The sequence below is a fragment of the Acinetobacter sp. ANC_7634 genome (genome assembly GCF_056779875.1).
In genome coordinates this window covers 39,723-56,975 of record NZ_JBWYIT010000001.1, presented here as the reverse complement: position 1 = coordinate 56,975, position 17,253 = coordinate 39,723, and the positions used below count along the sequence as shown (strand labels likewise).

Sequence of the window (17,253 nt, the reverse complement as noted above, 5' to 3'; positions counted from 1 at the left end):
TATTTAATTTTTACTTGAAAGACTAAAATTACAACTCAATCATGACTTTATTAATACACATCGAGCCATGATGAATCTAAATTTTGTGCATCATATTAGTTCATTAAAATTAAATATCTTCGCTAAATGATGTAAAAGTGAACGACCGCGAGACTAAATCTTATAAATTATAAATTTACTGAGTGCATTTTGTTTGTTTGTTTTTAAAACAAATCTTACTCATCAAACAGAATGATTAAAAAAACTTATGAATAACACGTATGAGCTTTTAGATTCAGATCAATTTTTCATTTATTAGCGCTCTTCACCTAGAACCATTCATTCACACATTAATTTGATTTAAGTGATCAATATTGCTGATGTTTTGAACCCCAAAATTTAACCTGCGCTGATAAAAGAATCTGCTATGATAACTGCCACTTAATCGCTTTGAGTTACTAGACAAGGATGCAGTCAACACCCTGTGATGTATCTTATTAATGTGAATAACAAAGCTAAATTAAGTTAAATTATAAATTTCAAGAGGTTAAGCTTAAAATGCTTCTGATGATCGACAACTATGACTCTTTTACCTACAACATCGTCCAATATTTTGGCGAGTTAAATCAGGAAGTAAAAGTGGTCCGTAATGATGCCGTGACTTTGGAGGATATTGAGCGATGGCAACCAAAATATCTCGTCATTGGACCTGGTCCCTGCTCTCCCTCTGAGGCAGGTATTTCAATCCCAGCGATTCAACACTTTTCAGGCAAGATTCCACTGCTTGGGGTGTGCTTAGGTCACCAAAGTATCGGGCAAGCATTTGGTGGAGATATTGTTCGTGCAAAAAAAGTAATGCACGGGCGTTTATCTGACATGTACCACTCTGATCAAGGGATCTTTAGCAATCTACCCTCTCCATTCTCAGCGACTCGCTATCACTCTTTAGTCATTGATCAAGCGACTTTACCTGAATGTTTAGAGGTGACGTGTTGGACCAATGAAGAAGATGGTTCTATGGAAGAAATTATGGGTGTGAAACATAAAATCCTTCCCGTTGAAGGTGTTCAGTTCCATCCAGAATCGATACTCAGCCAACATGGCCACAAAATTTTCCAAAACTTCTTAGAAATTTATGCGTAAGAGCAAGACATGAATATTCAACAAGCATTAAACAACATTACGAAAAATATTGAATTAACACAGCCTCAAATGGAAGCTGTTATGCGCACCATTATGGATGGTGAAGCGACTGATGCACAAATCGGTGCATTGATGATGGGTTTGCGTTTAAAAGGCGAAAGTATTGACGAAATTACTGCTGCTGCACGTGTGATGCGTGAATATGCGATCAAGATTGATGTCAGTGATCTTCCATACTTAGTCGATATCGTTGGCACGGGTGGTGATGGACAAAACCTGTTTAATGTATCAACTGCATCAAGTTTTGTAATTGCAGCTGCAGGTGCAACGATTGCCAAACACGGTGGCCGAGGTGTGTCATCAAAATCAGGCTCGTCAGATCTATTAGAACAAGCTGGTATTAATCTCGACCTAAATATGGCACAGACTGAACGCTGTATCCGCGATTTGGGTGTGGGTTTTCTCTTTGCTCCAAACCATCATAAAGCAATGAAGTATGCAGCAGGTCCTCGTAAAGAATTGGGCTTCAGAAGCATTTTCAACTTACTTGGCCCGCTTACGAATCCGGCTGGTGTAAAGCGCTTTGTAATTGGCGTGTTCTCAACAGAATTATGTCGACCTATTGCTGAAGTTCTTAAGCAACTTGGTGCTGAGCACGTCATGGTTGTTCACTCTAAAGATGGACTAGATGAAATCAGTCTTGCTTCATCCACCTATGTCGCTGAGTTAAAAAATGGTGAAATTACTGAGTGGGAAATCCTCCCTGAGGATGTAGAGATTGAATCTCAAACATTGACGCATTTATCTGTTGATAGCTCTGCTGAAAGTTTGGCACTGATCAAAGATGCACTAGGTAAGAAAAAATCACCGAAAGGTGAAAAAGCGGCCAGTATGATTGCATTGAATGCTGGTGCTGGTATTTATGTCTCAGGTTTAACTTCGAGTTATAAACAAGGTGTGGCATTAGCACATGACATCATTTATGGTGGTCAGGCACTTGAAAAGATGGATGTGCTTTCTGAATTCACAAAAACAATAAAACATTATGAAGCTTAATTAAGTCAGGACATTCTTATGTTAGATATCGCGAATACTATTCTTGGCAAAATTGTTGACCGTAAACAAGAAGAGTTTGCTGCACGATTAAAACAACGTAGTTATAAGGACGTCGAAGAACTCGCTCAAGCCGCTAGCCCTGTTCGCGGTTTTGCTCAAGCACTACAACACAAACGTCCTGCTGTCATTGCTGAAATCAAAAAAGCATCTCCTTCTAAAGGCATTATTCGAGAAAACTTCAATCCTGCTGAAATAGCTGAACAGTATCAATCAGCGGGTGCAGCTTGTTTATCAGTACTTACAGATATTGATTTCTTCCAGGGTGCCGATGAGAACATTCATATTGCTCGCTCTCACTGTGATTTGCCTGCACTAAGAAAAGATTTCTTAATCGATCCTTATGGTGTGATTGAAGCTCGTGCATTGCATGCAGACTGTATCCTTCTCATTGTTGCATGTCTTTCAGATCAACAACTTGAGGAAATGTCGAAAACTGCATTTGAACATCATTTAGATGTACTGGTTGAAGTGCATGATGAATATGAACTAGAACGTGCTCTCAAATTATCAGATCGTTGTTTATTAGGCGTTAATAATCGTAATTTAAAAACTTTCGATGTTGATTTGAACACATCAATTCGTCTAAAAAAACAACTTGCACCATCTCGTTTATTAGTGACGGAAAGCGGCATTGCAACCTCAGCGGATGTCACCATGATGCAAGAAAATGACATTCACACTTTCCTTGTGGGTGAAAGTTTTATGAAACAGCCTCGTCCTGATCATGCCTTTACCGCATTGTTTGGCGAACCTCAGAATATTTGACTCTAATATTCTGCGGTAAATTGTTCGACTAAAAATAATTCAATCTCATAAGAATGGATTTCCGAATCCATTCTTGCCTCCATTAATGCCAACAACAATAGCTAGAACAAATTCAAAATAAATTAGATTAATAATCAATCTCTTTTTTTTGCTTTATCCCTTAAGTTATCTCCAATTCATCCAACACCTTAAAATCAACTTAAATACTTCTCACTACAAAGTTGAGGGATTTTCGGATTATAATCACATTCATTCATCTTCCACTTTAAAGTCACAAGCACGTTATGAGTAAACATGATTCTTCTTTATCAAAAGATCAATTTAATTTACTGAAACAGTTTAAGAAACAAATCAGTAATCCTGCTCCTCGTGTTGAAGCTCCTAAACCTATTGAAAAGACGGTTGAACAAGAGCATGAGGAAGATTTAGAACTCTTTCGTCAGCAGATGCAAGGCGTTCAAAAAATTGATCATGGCAATATTGCAAAAATTGAGAAACCAGTAAAAAAGAAATTGGATGCTCAAACCTTAGCAAAACGTGCTGCTGCTGAAGGTCCAATGCATACTGATGAAACAGTGATGTCTGATACTCAAGCCATGCTCAATCCAGTTGGCAGTCAGGCTAGTCTGAGTTATCGAATTGCGACCTTACAACATAAAGTATTTGAAGATCTGAAAGCTGGAAATTTACGTTGGTTTGAAGCAGTTGATTTGCATGGCTGTACCGTAGAAGAAGCACGTTCAGCTGTATTGCAAATTATTCAGATGGCGAAAGAGCAAAATCAAAACGTCATTAAAATTGTTCATGGTAAAGGCCCTGAAGCTGTTTTAAAAACCTATGTTAATAGTTGGCTCAGACAACATCGTGATGTTTTGGCTTTTGTCAGTGCGCCTGAAAAACAAGGTGGCACTGGCGCGGTCTTAGTTCTGCTTAAACGTGCAGAAAAGAATCCAAAATTTACTCAATAATCGGAATTTTTTCTGAATATACGGCATTGTAATCGTTTTCTGATACAATGCCGTCCTTGTTCAACATCTGTGTAAGTGAACACGTCTTATGTCTATGCAGCAATCCTACGCCAACATTTTAACTGCCGTTGGCGAAGATCTTACTCGTCCTGGTCTTAAAGATACACCAATGCGTGCTGCTAAAGCTTTTTCGTATTTGACGTCAGGTTATAGCCAAACGCTTGAAGAAGTGACCAACAATGCGGTCTTCCCTTCAGACAACCGTGAAATGGTTTTGGTCAAGAACATCGAATTCTATTCGCTTTGTGAACATCATTTACTGCCGTTCTATGGACGTGTGCATATTGCCTACTTACCAGAAGGTCAAGTTTTAGGTTTATCTAAATTTGCACGTATTACTGAAATGTTTGCCCGTCGTCTACAGATTCAAGAAAATCTAACTCAACAGATTGCTGAAGCTGTGGCTCAAGTGACTGGTGCTAGAGGCGTAGCTGTTGTCATTGATTCAGCACATATGTGTATGATGATGCGTGGTGTAGGCAAACAAGAGTCAACCACTCGTACAGTATCATTTGTTGGTGACTTTAAAACTAACAAAGATGAACGTCGCGAGTTTCTGAGCGCTGTTCCAGAAAGTTATTAATTCATAAAACCTCAACCTTGTTGAGGTTTTTTTTAGACCGTATTCCAAGGCTCAATTTCTTAAGGTGAATATATGACATCTCTTCATGTTGCAGGTCAAGGTCAACAACAAGCAGAAAAGTCAGTCGACTTCCCGCGTCCTGATCGTCTCGTCCAAGGCAATCCCGAACGTCACACCTACAGTCTTTATGAACACGAGCATATGGAATGTGGGATTTGGGAATGTGAAGTTGGTGCTTGGAATATTCAATTTGCCGACAATAAACAAGAATTCTTTCAAATTATAGAAGGAAAAGTTCGCATCCACACTCAAAGTAAAAATCACTTTATCGAAGTTTCGGCAGGTCAAGCAGGTGTAATACCACCAGGATTCATTGGAACATTCGAAGTCATTGAGAAAGTGAAAAAGTACTATGTGAATGTAATCGTTTAAAAACAAGCCTCACCTTTCAACACAGTACTTCCTAGTACTGTGTATTTACCAATAGCGTGTAAATCCTAAACTAGTTTGATGCCAATCATGCTGTTCTTGTAATTGATAATTCCAGTGAATAGAGATAGCACTTTGCGAGTTAAGTGCATACTGAACTGAGGATCGTAGTCCGAGCTGCCAAGCCTGCTGATCTTCCCAAAAAGGGATTTCAATTTGCACTAAGCTATTCACTCGATCTGACCATAAGTTTTGACAACCTACAGTTGGCCCTAGCCCCAATCTCCAGCCCTTTTCTAAAATTTTTCCAGCTTGAATATGATTCTGCATCTGCGCATAACACAGTTGTTCACGATCTGCATCTGCCCAACTATATCCAAACTGTGTTGATAGATTCAAAACACCATGTTGCTCGCTATCACTGAAATTTCCAGAAACATCAATTGAGATTTGCTTCCAACCGAATCCAAATCCCCAGCTCAACGGCGTCTTAAAAGGCGTAATTGGATTATAAGAATTCACTTCTAAAAGATCTAAATCAGCCAACTTGAATTGATCATTCCGTAACTCGAGACTTCCCTCAAGAAATTTCAACTGTGTTCCAAGTCGGTATCCACCCTGAGGATCAGATAAATCGTGATAGGCTTGTCGATGGTTGAACTGCACAAACGTATCGTCCTGCACTCGTCCAAATTCAATCGATGTTTTTCGAGCATGATGCCCGTCCACAGGGTCAATTCGTGGTCTTGCCACTTCAGTACGTTGTTTTTCAACAGGGAGTTGGCTTCTTAAACTCAAAATTTGTCGTATTTTTGGTTGCGCAATACTCGCTTCTATTTTTTGAGAAATAAGCTGTAGATACAAATGATCATATGCCATCTCAAGAATACGCGCCTGATCCTTGGCCGTAAATTGAGCTAAAAATTCACGCATTTGTGCTGGTTGAACCAGCGTTAATTGATGTGCCGAATGTGCTAAGTCATTACCATGTTGTTTGGCTTGATGAAGTAACTGCGTTTCAAGTGCTGGGCGATAAACAGTATCTTTAATGAGACCTTGCTGCTGAACCGCTTTAATGGTTTCGACTGGGATTACAGTATGACTAAACTGTGCTTGGAGATTGGCATCGGGTTTTACCAAATCAATGAGTCCCAATAAGCGGTAGGCACAATTATCACTTATAAAATAATAGGGAAATTGGACATGCTTTAACTCCCAGATATGTTGTACTAAACGTGTAGTTTCTTCTGGGTTTAATGCTAATTCGTATTCCCACAAATCACGGCTTTCGAAATCACCATACTCTTTTACTTTTCGATAGTAGGGCATTAACGAATATTCACCTGGATATTGACCCGTTAAGCCTTTCCAAGCAAAAGAAAAACTATCACTATTTTCGACCGTCGCAGCGTAGTTGACGGCATAAGAAATAAGATTAAGCTCTTTTTGATCTTTAGGATCAAAACGTAACAAGGTATGACCAAACATCGAACTTGGATTTCCCATGAAATCTGTCGCATAAATCAATGTTGCTTGATACGGTTTAATCTGTCCAATCCATTCCTCTAGAGCAGGACAATCTGCTTTAGGAAGCTCCTCTTGTTTTATTTTCAGTTGTTCTATTAACCATGCAGAGCGAGCTGGGAAACGACATATAATGGATTGATCTTGTCCTCGATCTATAAATAATTCACGAATATTTGCATTCAGCTCATCTTCTAAATTATCTGCACCATTTGCACTAAAAAAAAATCCTGAATAGCTCACTTCACTCTTCGCTTGATGTGCATACATTAATCTTTGCCAAGTTTTATTTTTATCAAGCTGATGGTGTTGTGCTTGTGCAATATATTGTTCAACTGGAGAAGTATATGCATGTGTCAGAAAGCTACTGACAATCAAGGCAGAAAAAAAAGCAAATTTCATAAAATGAACTTAATAATGATGAAACAAAAAAACCCTGCCATAAGACAAGGTTTTCGCAATTAAACGTAAGCTTTTAAAACTTCGTCTTGAGACATAACAGTTTGAAGAGATGCAAGGACTTGGAATGCATCTTGATTGTCCGCTGAATAAATTTCAGAGAAATTTTCTTTTGATACTGCAAAGAAACGTGCTTTATCTTCAGATTTAATATTCAGAAGCTCTGCAAGGACGTTAAGACTTTCCCCCTCACCTACCGCCATATCACGTGCAAGAGCTTCGGCATTTTCATTTGTAAATGTTACTGCTTGTGCTGTTACTGTACCTGTACCACTACAGCCTAATGTCCCGAAAGTAATACCGAATAATTGGTTAGCAAATAAACCGTTGGTCGTACCTGCTAAGATTTTTGCAACTTTACCAGACTGACCTGCCCAAACTTGTGAACCGATACCACAACCCACATCACGGTCAGCAAATGCAGCTGTTGATCCTACTGCCAATACCGCAGCTAAAGCTAATTTTTTATACATAACATCACTCCAAACTTGATGTGCTCAAGTGTTCTTTATTGTTCCAATTTTGTTCTTTTACGAACTTCTTTAACATAGCGATATCAAGCCAAGAACGCAAAACAAATCTTACCAATGCCATCAAGTATCGAGTTTTTTTGATGAATTAACTTATTCGCCCTTCAATCGCCACAAACCCTGTGAATTCCGTTCACCTAGGATTTTTAAAACCAATACTAAACTCAGCATTAATAGGAGATACCAAGAACCAAGTTTCCCCCATCCCACCATATGCCACTGTTCCACTTGCGTTGGATACAACCAAATTTGATAAAAAGTACTGATATTTTCAGCAATCCAAATAATAAATGCCAGCAACAAAAGTACAGGAAGCATTGGCAAGGTCATTTCATGATATTTAAGCTTGAACGTTATTTTAGTTTTCCAAAATATCAACACGCTCCATGCAAACAGTAAATATCGTATATCTGGGATAAAGAACTTAGTCATAAAGTTTAAATAGGACAAGATCGCTAAACTCAGCATATTAAAAAAACTAGGTAAGTTCTCAATTTCTACGCGATAGAGCCTGAGTGAACGAGCAAAAAAACTGCCTACGGCAGAATACATAAATCCCGCAAAAAGTGGTACGGTCATAATCTTAAACGCCGCAGGTTGCGGATATTGCCATGATGCAATCTGTGGATGTGTCAGGAAAATCTCCATGACCATTGCCAACATATGAAATATTGCAATAACTTTGGCTTCAGCCCAAGACTCTAACTTTAAAAGCAGTAAACAGACCTGAATAACCACTGCATAAATCAAGAGGTAGTCGTATCGGTACAATCCATAATATTCTTGATGCCCTATCGAAGCCGTCAAAGCAAAGGCTAGCAGTAATAAAATACCAAATAAGGCAGCGGATGCTGCCTTATAATGAAACTCAAATAATGATTTTAAAAAGCTCACACATTCATCCTAAATGTTTAGCCTAAATATTTTGCGCTGTACTCATGTACCGTATCAATGAAAACTTTAGGATTCGCAGGATCTACCCATTGGGTGATACCGTGTCCAAGGTTTGCAACATAACCCGTTTTTTCACCAGCAGCATATGCATCATCGAGCATTAATTTTACTGACTTTTCGATACTCGCAGGAGAGCCATATAATGTTGCAGGGTCTAAATTACCTTGTAGGGCAGCGCGACCAGCAACAGTTTGACGTGCAACATTTAAAGGGGTTGTCCAATCTAGTCCAAACGCATCTGCGCCAGTTGCGATCATAGGTTCTAACCATTGACCACCACCTTTGGTAAATAAAATTACTGGTACTTTGCGGCCTTCATTTTCACGATTTAAACCCTTCACGATTTTGTGCATATAATTGAGGGAAAATTCTTGATATTCTCGATGTGCAAGTGCACCACCCCAACTGTCAAAAATTTGAATCGCCTGCGCACCTGCCTCAATCTGTGCGTTCAAATAATCTATGACTGAATAAGCCAAATGATCTAACAAGGCATGTAAAACTTCAGGTTGTGCATACATCATTTGCTTGGTGTAACGGAAATCTTTACTCGACCCACCCTCGATCATATACGTCGCGAGTGTCCATGGACTCCCAGAAAATCCGATTAGAGGTACCTGGCCACCTAATGCTGATCGGATTGTCGACACTGCATTCATGACATAGTCTAAGTCCGATTTAGCATCAATTTTTGGTAATTGGGCTACATCCTGCTCAGTACGGACTGTTTTCTTAAATTTTGGTCCTTCCCCTGCTTCAAAATATAGTCCTAAGCCCAAAGCATCAGGAACAGTCAAAATATCTGAAAATAGAATGGCTGCATCTAAGTCATAGCGACGAAGCGGCTGTAAAGTCACTTCACAAGCAAAGTCATTATTTTTGCACAAAGAAAGAAAATCACCAGCAGTTGCTCGTGTCGCACGATATTCAGGTAAATATCGACCAGCCTGACGCATCATCCAAACTGGCGTGCAGTCCACAGGTTCACGTAATAAGGCACGCAGAAAACGATCATTTTTTAAGGTCGTCATTTACTTTCTCGATGCAAAATTGAAATTCCATTCATCATACCAAAAAGCTGCACTTTAAAGTATTTAGTTAGAATGAAAATAAAGATTGAGACTATCGGAATTTATTTGATTTAAACAAAACAAATACTGCATATCCGTGTTTTTTCTGCAATACTTTATCCGTGTTTTTATAAATCAATATGAATAATTCTTAAGGTTGAATTACATGTTCGTTCGCTCAATTCTTGCTTTGAGTTTAAGTTGTATTATGTCTGGAACTGCATTGGCTGCTTCTGGTACTGCTGAACAACCGCTTTCTCCAATTACAAAAACGAGTTTAGATACTATTCAAGATCCAATTGATCCTCTCGCGGTAGAATCTAGCTCTGAAGCCCAAATTAGCCAGCAAGAGCAAAATGATCTAAATCAAGCTGCAGATACGCTTCAAAACCTAGAAAGAACTGAGGATAGCACTGCGGACATTGGCAGTGCACCTGCATCTTCAGCAGTGACAAATCCAGCTCCATCTACATCAGCACCTGCTACAGCAAATTCATGGACGCTAGACAGTCTGAATAATGCTGAATGGTATGAAAATATTGGCAAAGGTCAATTCCCTGTATATGCCCGTGCACATGTAATGTTAAATAATTCACATGCTTCACCAGGTGCTATTGACGGTACAAGTGGAAAAAATACACTTAAAGCAATTGCTTCATTCCAGCAAATGAATGGCTTAAAGGCTACAGGTGTTTTGACGAAAGAGACTTGGGATGCTCTAGTTGCACGCCAAGCTGGTAAACCTGCTTATGTTGAATATACGATTACTGAAGCAGACCTAAAAGGTCCTTATGCAGCCTCAATTCCTCATGACTATGCTTTACAAGCGAAAATGAAAGGTCTGTATTACACTCGTGTAAGTGAAATGCTGGCTGAAAAATTCCATATGGATGAAGAGTTTCTCAAGAAACTGAATCCTAAAGCGACATTTAAGAAAGCCGGTGAAAAGCTTATTGTGACCAACATTCGCAATGAACTTCCAGAAAATATTCATTTAATCGTGGCACATAAAGGCGCTAAACAACTTTATTTATTTAACCAACAAAACCAAATGGTTGGTTCATTCCCAGCAACCATCGGTAGTGCTGACACTCCATCGCCGACAGGAACATACAAAATTACTGGCGTAGCGAAAAACCCTTGGTATAGCTATTCACCAAGTAACTTTGTACAAGGTAAAAACTTGAAGCCACTTTCATTACCACCTGGTCCTAATGGCCCTGTAGGTAATATCTGGATCGGTTTAAGCAAAAAATCGTTCGGTATTCACGGCACACCTAACCCATCAAGTATTTCTAAGACAGCTTCACACGGTTGTATCCGCTTAACCAACTGGGATGCGAATGATTTGGGTAATAAAGTTCGTTCTGGCGTTACAGTAAAGTTCTTAGAATAATCTAATTTTAAAAAGCCTGTTTCAAGCAGGCTTTTTTATCCTTTTTATGTTTCAAAATTAGAACGATACGTTATCCTAATCCACTATCTTATTCATTTTAACCTATTAAAATAACATCATCTTTAAGAATAATGAAAGGAGCATCATCATGAATGCTTATTTACATCGCAGTGAATCACGTGGTCATGTAAAAATGGGTTGGTTAGAATCCAAACACAGCTTTTCATTTGGGAGCTGGTATGACCCTAACCACATGGGCATCAGTGCTCTCCGTGTCATTAATGATGACCTCATTGCTGGTCATCAAGGTTTCGGTACACATCCACACGACAATATGGAAATTCTCACCTGTGTATTACAGGGAGCGATTACACATAAAGATAGTATGGGTAACCACGGTGATATCAAAGCTGGTGAATGGCAACTGATGAGTGCTGGTACAGGCATTCAACACAGTGAAATCAACCAAGGTGATGAAACAGTTCATTTACTGCAAATCTGGATTATTCCAAATCAGCGCAATGCAGAGCCGAATTACCAACAAATTCAACTCGATCCTGCTGAACAACCGAACCAATGGCATCTGATTTGTGGACCGACAGAACAAGCACCCATGCATATTCGCCAAAATGCGGAGGTTAAAACAGCTGTTTTGGAGAAAGGGCATTCACTTGAAGTTGTTGCAACACAACATGTCAGCTATCTACATGTAATTAGTGGTTCAATTCAAGTCGCTGAACACACTGTGAATGCTGGAGATGCTATTGCATTTATTGATCCAGCGCAGATTGAAGCATCAGAAGATGCTCGTGTGATTTGGTTCGATCTTCCAGAAAAAGTGGCTTAAACGCTGTAGAGAAACCACCTTAGGGTGGTTTTTTTATGCCATGCTCAAAAAATTAAATCAAACAGTAAATATCAGTCTTAATATCGCACGAATATGAAGAAAATAAAAAAAGCCACTAATGATTAGTGGCTTTTTAAAAATTTGGCGGAAGCGGTGAGATTCGAACTCACGGAGGACTCACACCCTCGTCGGTTTTCAAGACCGGTGCATTAAACCGCTCTGCCACGCTTCCAATGGCGGCTATCATATAAATATTTTTTAAAATTGGCAAACACTTTTCTAAGAAATTTTGCTCGCCTGCCTATTTTTAAATCAGAAATTACTATTTTGATGAATTTTCGATCTTTCATAGCGAATTGAATTAATAAACCATGTTTTTTTTCCCAAGGGTGTATGTACCTCAAATTCATCATCTACTTGCTTACCTAACATTGCACGTGCCATAGGTGAATCTATTGAAATATGTAGAGGATGATGATCATAAATTTCATCTACACCGACAATCCGAATCGTCTTTAATTGTCCTTCCTCGTTCTCGATGTCTACCCAAGCTCCAAAATATACTTTGCCCTCTTGTTCAGGAGAAAAATCGATAATTCGCAACTCTTCAAGTCGTTTACCGAGGTAACGAACACGACGGTCTATTTTTCGTAAAATTTGTTTATTGTATTGATAATCTGCGTTTTCAGAACGATCACCTAAACTGGCAGCCCAATTCACTTTTTTGGTGATTTCAGGTCGTTCCTCATGCCATAAATACTGTAGTTCTGCGACCAATTTGTCATGCCCACTTCGGGTAATTAAATTCGATTTCATAGGCGATAAAATGAGTATTTTGCTTACGTTATAGCGACACATTGCAACATTTTATACCGCATTTCTACATGGAAAAATTTTATAAAGTTTTTTCTTTTTATTTATCAATGCCTTAAAACCATGTTTTTTATTTTTTTTTGTACAAAATTTGACATGAGTAAAATTGACCATTAATATGCGCCCATGTTTTATCTTGATTACTTTTTGTACGAAGATCTTTTCTTCAATATTTTATCCACCCACACATGTCATTTTGAATGACGTTCATGACGCCCACCCTAATTGAATTTATCAACTTTAAATAAAAGTTTAAGGCGGTACTGCTTTTGCTTTTTTTGGGCATAAATTACTTGTAGCGGAGACAACATGCGCAGTAGTTCAAACACTGGATCGAGGCTTTGCCTTAATTCACTAACTTCTTCTCTCTCGTTTAAAGCGATGGTCCTCGCTACAGCATTTATCCCATTTCATGCATTAAATGCAACAAAGACCGACAACCAATACAACTCCATTGTAAATTCGAACAAACTTACAGTGGTGGCCGTGTCAAATCCCACCGTGGTTTTTAAAGACGGTAACTTCAAACATGGCTTTGGCTACGACTTGGTGAGCAGTTACGCTCAAAACTTAAATGTAAAACTCGATTTTAAAACGGTTCAAAGTAATGAAGCCGCTTTGAAAATGGTGCAGCAAGGTAAAGCTCATTTCGCGGTGACCACAGCATCGATCATGACCATTGAGCAAAAGAATCTTTCAGGTTTTTCCGCATCATGTGGTGACCTTGAAAGCTTACGCAAAAATGGGCTTAATCCAGAAATCAATTGGGTTTTTAAAAATGCTGCTGATCCTTTAACAGATACTGCCAGCGGTTTTGTTTGTCAAAGCAAGCAAAATGGTGCTATCCGTCAAATGGCATCTTTCTACAACCGCAACGTGGTTAAACAAGATGATTGGGATACTATTCAGCGCAATCTTAAAACACGTATGCCAATTTATAAAGCTAGCTTTAAAAAGTCAGCCCAAACATACGACTTAGATTGGCACTTCCTCGCTGCGATAGGCTATCAAGAGTCGTTCTTAAAACCGAATTCTGTGTCTCCTACAGGTGTGCGTGGCATCATGATGCTCACCAACAACACAGCAAAAGCAATGGGTGTGTCGAATCGTGTTGATCCTGCTCAAAGTATTGCAGGTGGTGCGAAGTATTTTGATCTGATGATGTCGAAATATGATTATATTCCTAAACATGATCGTTATTGGTATGCCCTCGTGGCTTACAATATGGGGCCAGGTGCCACAGATGCGATTATGAAGCGCCTAAAAGCCCAAGGAAAAAATCCGAATGATTGGATACAGGTATATGATTTTCTTTACCGTAATCAATCGCACAATACGCGTTATAAGCAAGCGATCCAATACGTCACTCGTATTCGTGCTTATTTAGAACATATTAAAACGACACCAAGTTTGGTGAGTATTTAACAAAAAAAAGCTTACCTAAAGGTAAGCTTTTTTTTGTTTAAAAGTCTTAAGTAGTTTGCTCTAAAACTTTTTTGAACAAATCTTTTTGTTCTTGGCTTGGCTTCGCTGTTTGTAAAGCCATCAATTGAGACATATCGCCTTGAACTTTGATTTTACCAGTCATAAATGCTTGCATAGCAGCAGCCATGTCAAACTCTAAGAATACTTTGCGTAAAGTATCCGCATCTAAGTTTAAAGTTGTTTTAGCATTCGCAGAAGCGCCTTTTTGGATCTTACCGCTATCAAGCGCTAATTCAGTCGTTCCTTCGCTACCTGTTACTACAAGATTCAATGCTAGATTTGCTAATGATGGTGGTAAGTTCAAATCACCAGCTTCAGCTGTAAGTTTCTCAACGTTTGCAAACCAATCATCAGTTAAAAATGCAGGCATGTTCTTTCCTCGATGTATTTATTCAATTTATTGCGTTACCTATCCAAGATAACAACATGTAGAAGCTTTACGCTTGAGAGAGTTATAGCATGATATTTTCCAAATGCGATACGTTTTTTTGTACTCTGCGTTCGATTTTTTTTGTAAATAAAACTAATCGCCTAAATATCATCAAATCTTTATTTTTTCACAAGTTTGTCAATGATTTTTTGTATCGGTACTACGACCTAAAGTGACAAAAAACATCATTTTGTAAATCGACTCAACACCTTCATTAAAATGTAAAAATCTAAGAAATAAAAAAAGCACTTCGAAAAGTGCTTTTTTTATTAAGACGAATTACTCAGCAGCAAAACCGAGATTGACCATGCTAATACGCTTATTTGGTGTGTCCCCTTCGGCTGTTGAACAAGTTACATCAAAATCAACTTCACGTTGTCCATCTAAGGCTTCAAAATCGAAAAGATCTCGGTCAGCCAATTGCGATGGCGAGACATTCTGTAACGCGCCAAAAATGCTGTGTAAACGTTTTGGATGAGCTTTATCCCATTCACGCAACATATCATTGATGATTGCGCGCTGTAAGTTTTCCTGCGAACCACACAAGTTACATGGAATAATTGGGAATTTGCGCATTTCAGCGTATTTGATGATGTCTTTCTCTTCAACATACGCCAAAGGACGAATCAAAATATTCTTTTTATCCGATGAAAGTAGTTTTGGTGGCATCGCCTTTAAACTACCGCCATGGAATAGGTTCAAGAAGAACGTTGCCATAATATCATCACGATGATGACCTAAAGCAACTTTGGTCGCGCCAATTTCTTGAGCAAAACCATATAAAGAACCACGGCGCAAGCGTGAGCACACTGCACAATAGGTTTTACCTTCAGGTGTAAGCTTTTTGGTAATGCTATATGTATCTTTTTCTAAGATGTAGTACGGAATGTTATTTTCTTCTAAATAACGGGGTAATACATCCTCAGGGAACCCTGGTTGTTTCTGATCAAGATTCACAGCCACAACATCAAAATTGATTGGTGCTATGCGTTTAAACTGCAGGAGAATGTCCAGCATGGTATAGCTATCTTTACCACCTGAAATACATACCATGACCTTATCGCCATCCTCAATCATTTTGTAGTCACGGATTGCATGACCTACTTGACGACGAAGTTTTTTTAATAAACGATAATATGCAGAACTTGTAGGTGGCTCTGGCTTAAAATTAAATCCTTGGTTGGATTCAACTGGCGAGTACATAGACGACATTAACCATAAAAAAAATACTGCGCAATTTTAGCTGATTCAGTGCTTAATCGCATCTAAAGAATCTGTTTTTTACATCTAATTTTTATTTTTTCATAACACTGTCTTATTCACACATCTAAAATGGACGCTTGGGTTCATTTTTTAGTCGAATTGCTTATCTTTTGGACTTTTCCACAGTTTTCCACAAAACCTGTGGATAAAATTGTGGACTTTTTAGGGGTTGACAAAGTTTTGGCAAGATAAGATGGTGCTTTCCCTTAGATTGATCATTTTTTAACCACTATTCTATATCCTTAAAATTCAATAACTTATATGTGTCAAGCAGTTGTTTATAAATAAAAATAAATAATTTTTTTGGATATTAAGCCAACAATTAAGACTTGATTTTTTTACAACGAATTGTTAAAAAACATTACATAGTCGAGAGACATCTCCATTGCAGAAAATCACCCACATATCATTTAGGGACAAAAATAGTGTTCGAATGATGAAAACTACAAATAAAATAAAAGTCATAGCGTTATTTGGGTGTGTGAATTTTCTAATATTCTCGCCACAGGCTTCTGCAGGTCAAACAATCTATCAGCTTAAAGATTCAAACGGCACTACCGTACTGACCAACCGCAAAAACAAATACAACCATCTTAAAGTTGAAAAGAAAACCTACTATCCAGATAGCAATATTCATAGTTACAGCAATTGGGGAAGCAATGAAGCATCTGTTCTCCCAAGCCATAGTAAAAATCGAAATGCCTTTGATGGCTATATTCGCCAAGCAGCTCAACGACACGGCATTTCTGAAGGACTCATTAAAGCGGTGATGCACACAGAGTCTGGTTTTAATATACATGCACGCTCCCCTGTTGGTGCTCAGGGTCTTATGCAATTGATGCCTGCGACTGCACAACGATTTAATGTCAATAATGCATATGATCCTGAACAAAATATTTTCGCTGGTGCAAAATATTTGGCTTGGCTATTGAAACGCTTTAATGGCAATACGCAATTGGCATTAGCGGGTTATAATGCTGGCGAAGGAAATGTTGCTAAATATGGTGGAATTCCGCCCTTTCGTGAAACTCAAGACTATGTCAGACGTGTACTCAGTCGTTACAATAATTTATACGCCAATGGTGTAGGCTCAAATCCAACCAATAGTTATGCAGCTTCAGCATCCTCTAAGTTAAGTTCACCGAGCTATAACAATCAGAATTTATCAGCTCAAGTGACTGCACCATCTAAACCAAAGTCACCTCCTCGCCAAATTATTGTGGCCGCTGATGGCAGTTTTACTGACGCACCAGCTGGTTCATATTCTACAAATAATGCCACAGCATCAGCGAAGATCTATATTTCGAATTAATCTCAATTTTTTTCGTTATATTTTTTATTTTTTTCTTGAAATTTTCCCTATTCGAAAGCATATTTGA

Annotated in this window: 17 protein-coding genes and 1 tRNA gene; 10 read left to right on the top strand and 8 right to left on the bottom strand. The window is 38.5% G+C overall.

Annotation, left to right across the window (positions count from 1 at the left end; translation table 11 throughout):
• Positions 1-537: 537 nt before the first annotated feature.
• The 6 genes from AC1M9A_RS00265 to AC1M9A_RS00240 all read left to right on the top strand — a co-directional run bounded on the left by AC1M9A_RS00265 (position 538) and on the right by AC1M9A_RS00240 (position 5,046).
• Entirely contained in the window at positions 538-1,122 is a 585-nt protein-coding gene (locus AC1M9A_RS00265; RefSeq protein ID WP_481586574.1) for an anthranilate synthase component II, read from the top strand.
• 9 nt (positions 1,123-1,131) lie between these two features.
• Positions 1,132-2,178, top strand: coding sequence for an anthranilate phosphoribosyltransferase (gene trpD, locus AC1M9A_RS00260; RefSeq protein ID WP_035266991.1), 1,047 nt, complete (start codon positions 1,132-1,134; stop codon positions 2,176-2,178).
• Positions 2,179-2,196: 18 nt separating this feature from the next.
• Positions 2,197-3,003: an indole-3-glycerol phosphate synthase TrpC gene (trpC, locus tag AC1M9A_RS00255; protein ID WP_481586573.1), complete on the top strand. Its 807-nt coding sequence runs from the start codon at positions 2,197-2,199 to the stop codon at positions 3,001-3,003.
• Between the two features lie 284 nt (positions 3,004-3,287).
• Positions 3,288-3,971 carry a Smr/MutS family protein gene (locus AC1M9A_RS00250; protein ID WP_092765950.1) on the top strand — a complete coding sequence of 228 codons (684 nt, stop codon included), beginning with the start codon at positions 3,288-3,290 and terminating at the stop codon, positions 3,969-3,971.
• 94 nt (positions 3,972-4,065) lie between these two features.
• Positions 4,066-4,614: a GTP cyclohydrolase I FolE gene (gene folE / locus AC1M9A_RS00245; RefSeq protein ID WP_171076769.1), complete on the top strand. Its 549-nt coding sequence runs from the start codon at positions 4,066-4,068 to the stop codon at positions 4,612-4,614.
• A gap of 72 nt (positions 4,615-4,686) precedes the next feature.
• The gene (locus tag AC1M9A_RS00240) at positions 4,687-5,046 is read left to right on the top strand and encodes a cupin domain-containing protein (protein ID WP_481609369.1); all 360 of its coding nucleotides are present in this window, start codon (positions 4,687-4,689) and stop codon (positions 5,044-5,046) included.
• Positions 5,047-5,091: 45 nt separating this feature from the next.
• Here AC1M9A_RS00240 and AC1M9A_RS00235 read toward each other — a convergent pair whose 3' ends face one another.
• From AC1M9A_RS00235 to hemE, 4 genes are all read right to left on the bottom strand, one after another.
• Positions 5,092-6,969, bottom strand: coding sequence for an Lnb N-terminal periplasmic domain-containing protein (locus AC1M9A_RS00235; protein ID WP_481609368.1), 1,878 nt, complete (start codon positions 6,967-6,969; stop codon positions 5,092-5,094).
• Between the two features lie 59 nt (positions 6,970-7,028).
• Positions 7,029-7,499, bottom strand: a complete 471-nt coding sequence (locus AC1M9A_RS00230; protein WP_035266978.1) for a DUF3015 family protein — start codon at positions 7,497-7,499, stop codon at positions 7,029-7,031.
• Positions 7,500-7,649: 150 nt separating this feature from the next.
• On the bottom strand, positions 7,650-8,450 hold the full coding sequence (locus AC1M9A_RS00225) for a DUF817 family protein (protein WP_481609367.1): 801 nt from the start codon (positions 8,448-8,450) through the stop codon (positions 7,650-7,652).
• A 17-nt stretch (positions 8,451-8,467) separates the two neighbouring features.
• The gene (gene hemE / locus AC1M9A_RS00220) at positions 8,468-9,541 is read right to left on the bottom strand and encodes a uroporphyrinogen decarboxylase (RefSeq protein WP_481593182.1); all 1,074 of its coding nucleotides are present in this window, start codon (positions 9,539-9,541) and stop codon (positions 8,468-8,470) included.
• 205 nt (positions 9,542-9,746) lie between these two features.
• On the opposite strand from hemE, the gene AC1M9A_RS00215 reads away from it, so the two are divergent.
• The gene (locus AC1M9A_RS00215; protein WP_035266970.1) at positions 9,747-10,976 is read left to right on the top strand and encodes a L,D-transpeptidase family protein; all 1,230 of its coding nucleotides are present in this window, start codon (positions 9,747-9,749) and stop codon (positions 10,974-10,976) included.
• 148 nt (positions 10,977-11,124) lie between these two features.
• Positions 11,125-11,823, top strand: coding sequence for a pirin family protein (locus AC1M9A_RS00210; protein WP_180028681.1), 699 nt, complete (start codon positions 11,125-11,127; stop codon positions 11,821-11,823).
• 142 nt (positions 11,824-11,965) lie between these two features.
• Here the strand turns inward: AC1M9A_RS00210 and AC1M9A_RS00205 are convergent.
• Both AC1M9A_RS00205 and greB read right to left on the bottom strand, forming a co-directional pair.
• Positions 11,966-12,055 (bottom strand) — tRNA-Ser (locus AC1M9A_RS00205).
• Positions 12,056-12,135: 80 nt separating this feature from the next.
• On the bottom strand, positions 12,136-12,639 hold the full coding sequence (gene greB / locus AC1M9A_RS00200; protein WP_481609366.1) for a transcription elongation factor GreB: 504 nt from the start codon (positions 12,637-12,639) through the stop codon (positions 12,136-12,138).
• A gap of 366 nt (positions 12,640-13,005) precedes the next feature.
• Between greB and AC1M9A_RS00195 the strand changes: the two genes are divergently transcribed.
• Complete coding sequence (locus AC1M9A_RS00195) at positions 13,006-14,121, top strand: transglycosylase SLT domain-containing protein (protein WP_035266964.1); 1,116 nt, start codon at positions 13,006-13,008, stop codon at positions 14,119-14,121.
• A 46-nt stretch (positions 14,122-14,167) separates the two neighbouring features.
• Here AC1M9A_RS00195 and AC1M9A_RS00190 read toward each other — a convergent pair whose 3' ends face one another.
• The gene (locus AC1M9A_RS00190) at positions 14,168-14,551 is read right to left on the bottom strand and encodes an SCP2 sterol-binding domain-containing protein (protein ID WP_092765941.1); all 384 of its coding nucleotides are present in this window, start codon (positions 14,549-14,551) and stop codon (positions 14,168-14,170) included.
• A gap of 339 nt (positions 14,552-14,890) precedes the next feature.
• The gene (gene ttcA, locus AC1M9A_RS00185; protein WP_035266955.1) at positions 14,891-15,814 is read right to left on the bottom strand and encodes a tRNA 2-thiocytidine(32) synthetase TtcA; all 924 of its coding nucleotides are present in this window, start codon (positions 15,812-15,814) and stop codon (positions 14,891-14,893) included.
• A 514-nt stretch (positions 15,815-16,328) separates the two neighbouring features.
• Here ttcA and AC1M9A_RS00180 point away from each other — a divergent pair.
• The gene (locus AC1M9A_RS00180; protein ID WP_481595671.1) at positions 16,329-17,186 is read left to right on the top strand and encodes a lytic transglycosylase domain-containing protein; all 858 of its coding nucleotides are present in this window, start codon (positions 16,329-16,331) and stop codon (positions 17,184-17,186) included.
• The last annotated feature ends 67 nt before the right edge of the window (positions 17,187-17,253 follow it).

Coding starts and splice junctions, on each gene's coding strand:
- AC1M9A_RS00265 (WP_481586574.1), top strand. CDS start 538: ATGCTTCTGATGATCGACAACTATGACTCTTTTACCTACAACATCGTC.
- trpD (WP_035266991.1), top strand. CDS start 1,132: ATGAATATTCAACAAGCATTAAACAACATTACGAAAAATATTGAATTA.
- trpC (WP_481586573.1), top strand. CDS start 2,197: ATGTTAGATATCGCGAATACTATTCTTGGCAAAATTGTTGACCGTAAA.
- AC1M9A_RS00250 (WP_092765950.1), top strand. CDS start 3,288: ATGAGTAAACATGATTCTTCTTTATCAAAAGATCAATTTAATTTACTG.
- folE (WP_171076769.1), top strand. CDS start 4,066: ATGCAGCAATCCTACGCCAACATTTTAACTGCCGTTGGCGAAGATCTT.
- AC1M9A_RS00240 (WP_481609369.1), top strand. CDS start 4,687: ATGACATCTCTTCATGTTGCAGGTCAAGGTCAACAACAAGCAGAAAAG.
- AC1M9A_RS00235 (WP_481609368.1), bottom strand. CDS start 6,969: ATGAAATTTGCTTTTTTTTCTGCCTTGATTGTCAGTAGCTTTCTGACA.
- AC1M9A_RS00230 (WP_035266978.1), bottom strand. CDS start 7,499: ATGTATAAAAAATTAGCTTTAGCTGCGGTATTGGCAGTAGGATCAACA.
- hemE (WP_481593182.1), bottom strand. CDS start 9,541: ATGACGACCTTAAAAAATGATCGTTTTCTGCGTGCCTTATTACGTGAA.
- AC1M9A_RS00215 (WP_035266970.1), top strand. CDS start 9,747: ATGTTCGTTCGCTCAATTCTTGCTTTGAGTTTAAGTTGTATTATGTCT.
- AC1M9A_RS00210 (WP_180028681.1), top strand. CDS start 11,125: ATGAATGCTTATTTACATCGCAGTGAATCACGTGGTCATGTAAAAATG.
- greB (WP_481609366.1), bottom strand. CDS start 12,639: ATGAAATCGAATTTAATTACCCGAAGTGGGCATGACAAATTGGTCGCA.
- AC1M9A_RS00195 (WP_035266964.1), top strand. CDS start 13,006: ATGCGCAGTAGTTCAAACACTGGATCGAGGCTTTGCCTTAATTCACTA.
- AC1M9A_RS00190 (WP_092765941.1), bottom strand. CDS start 14,551: ATGCCTGCATTTTTAACTGATGATTGGTTTGCAAACGTTGAGAAACTT.
- ttcA (WP_035266955.1), bottom strand. CDS start 15,814: ATGTACTCGCCAGTTGAATCCAACCAAGGATTTAATTTTAAGCCAGAG.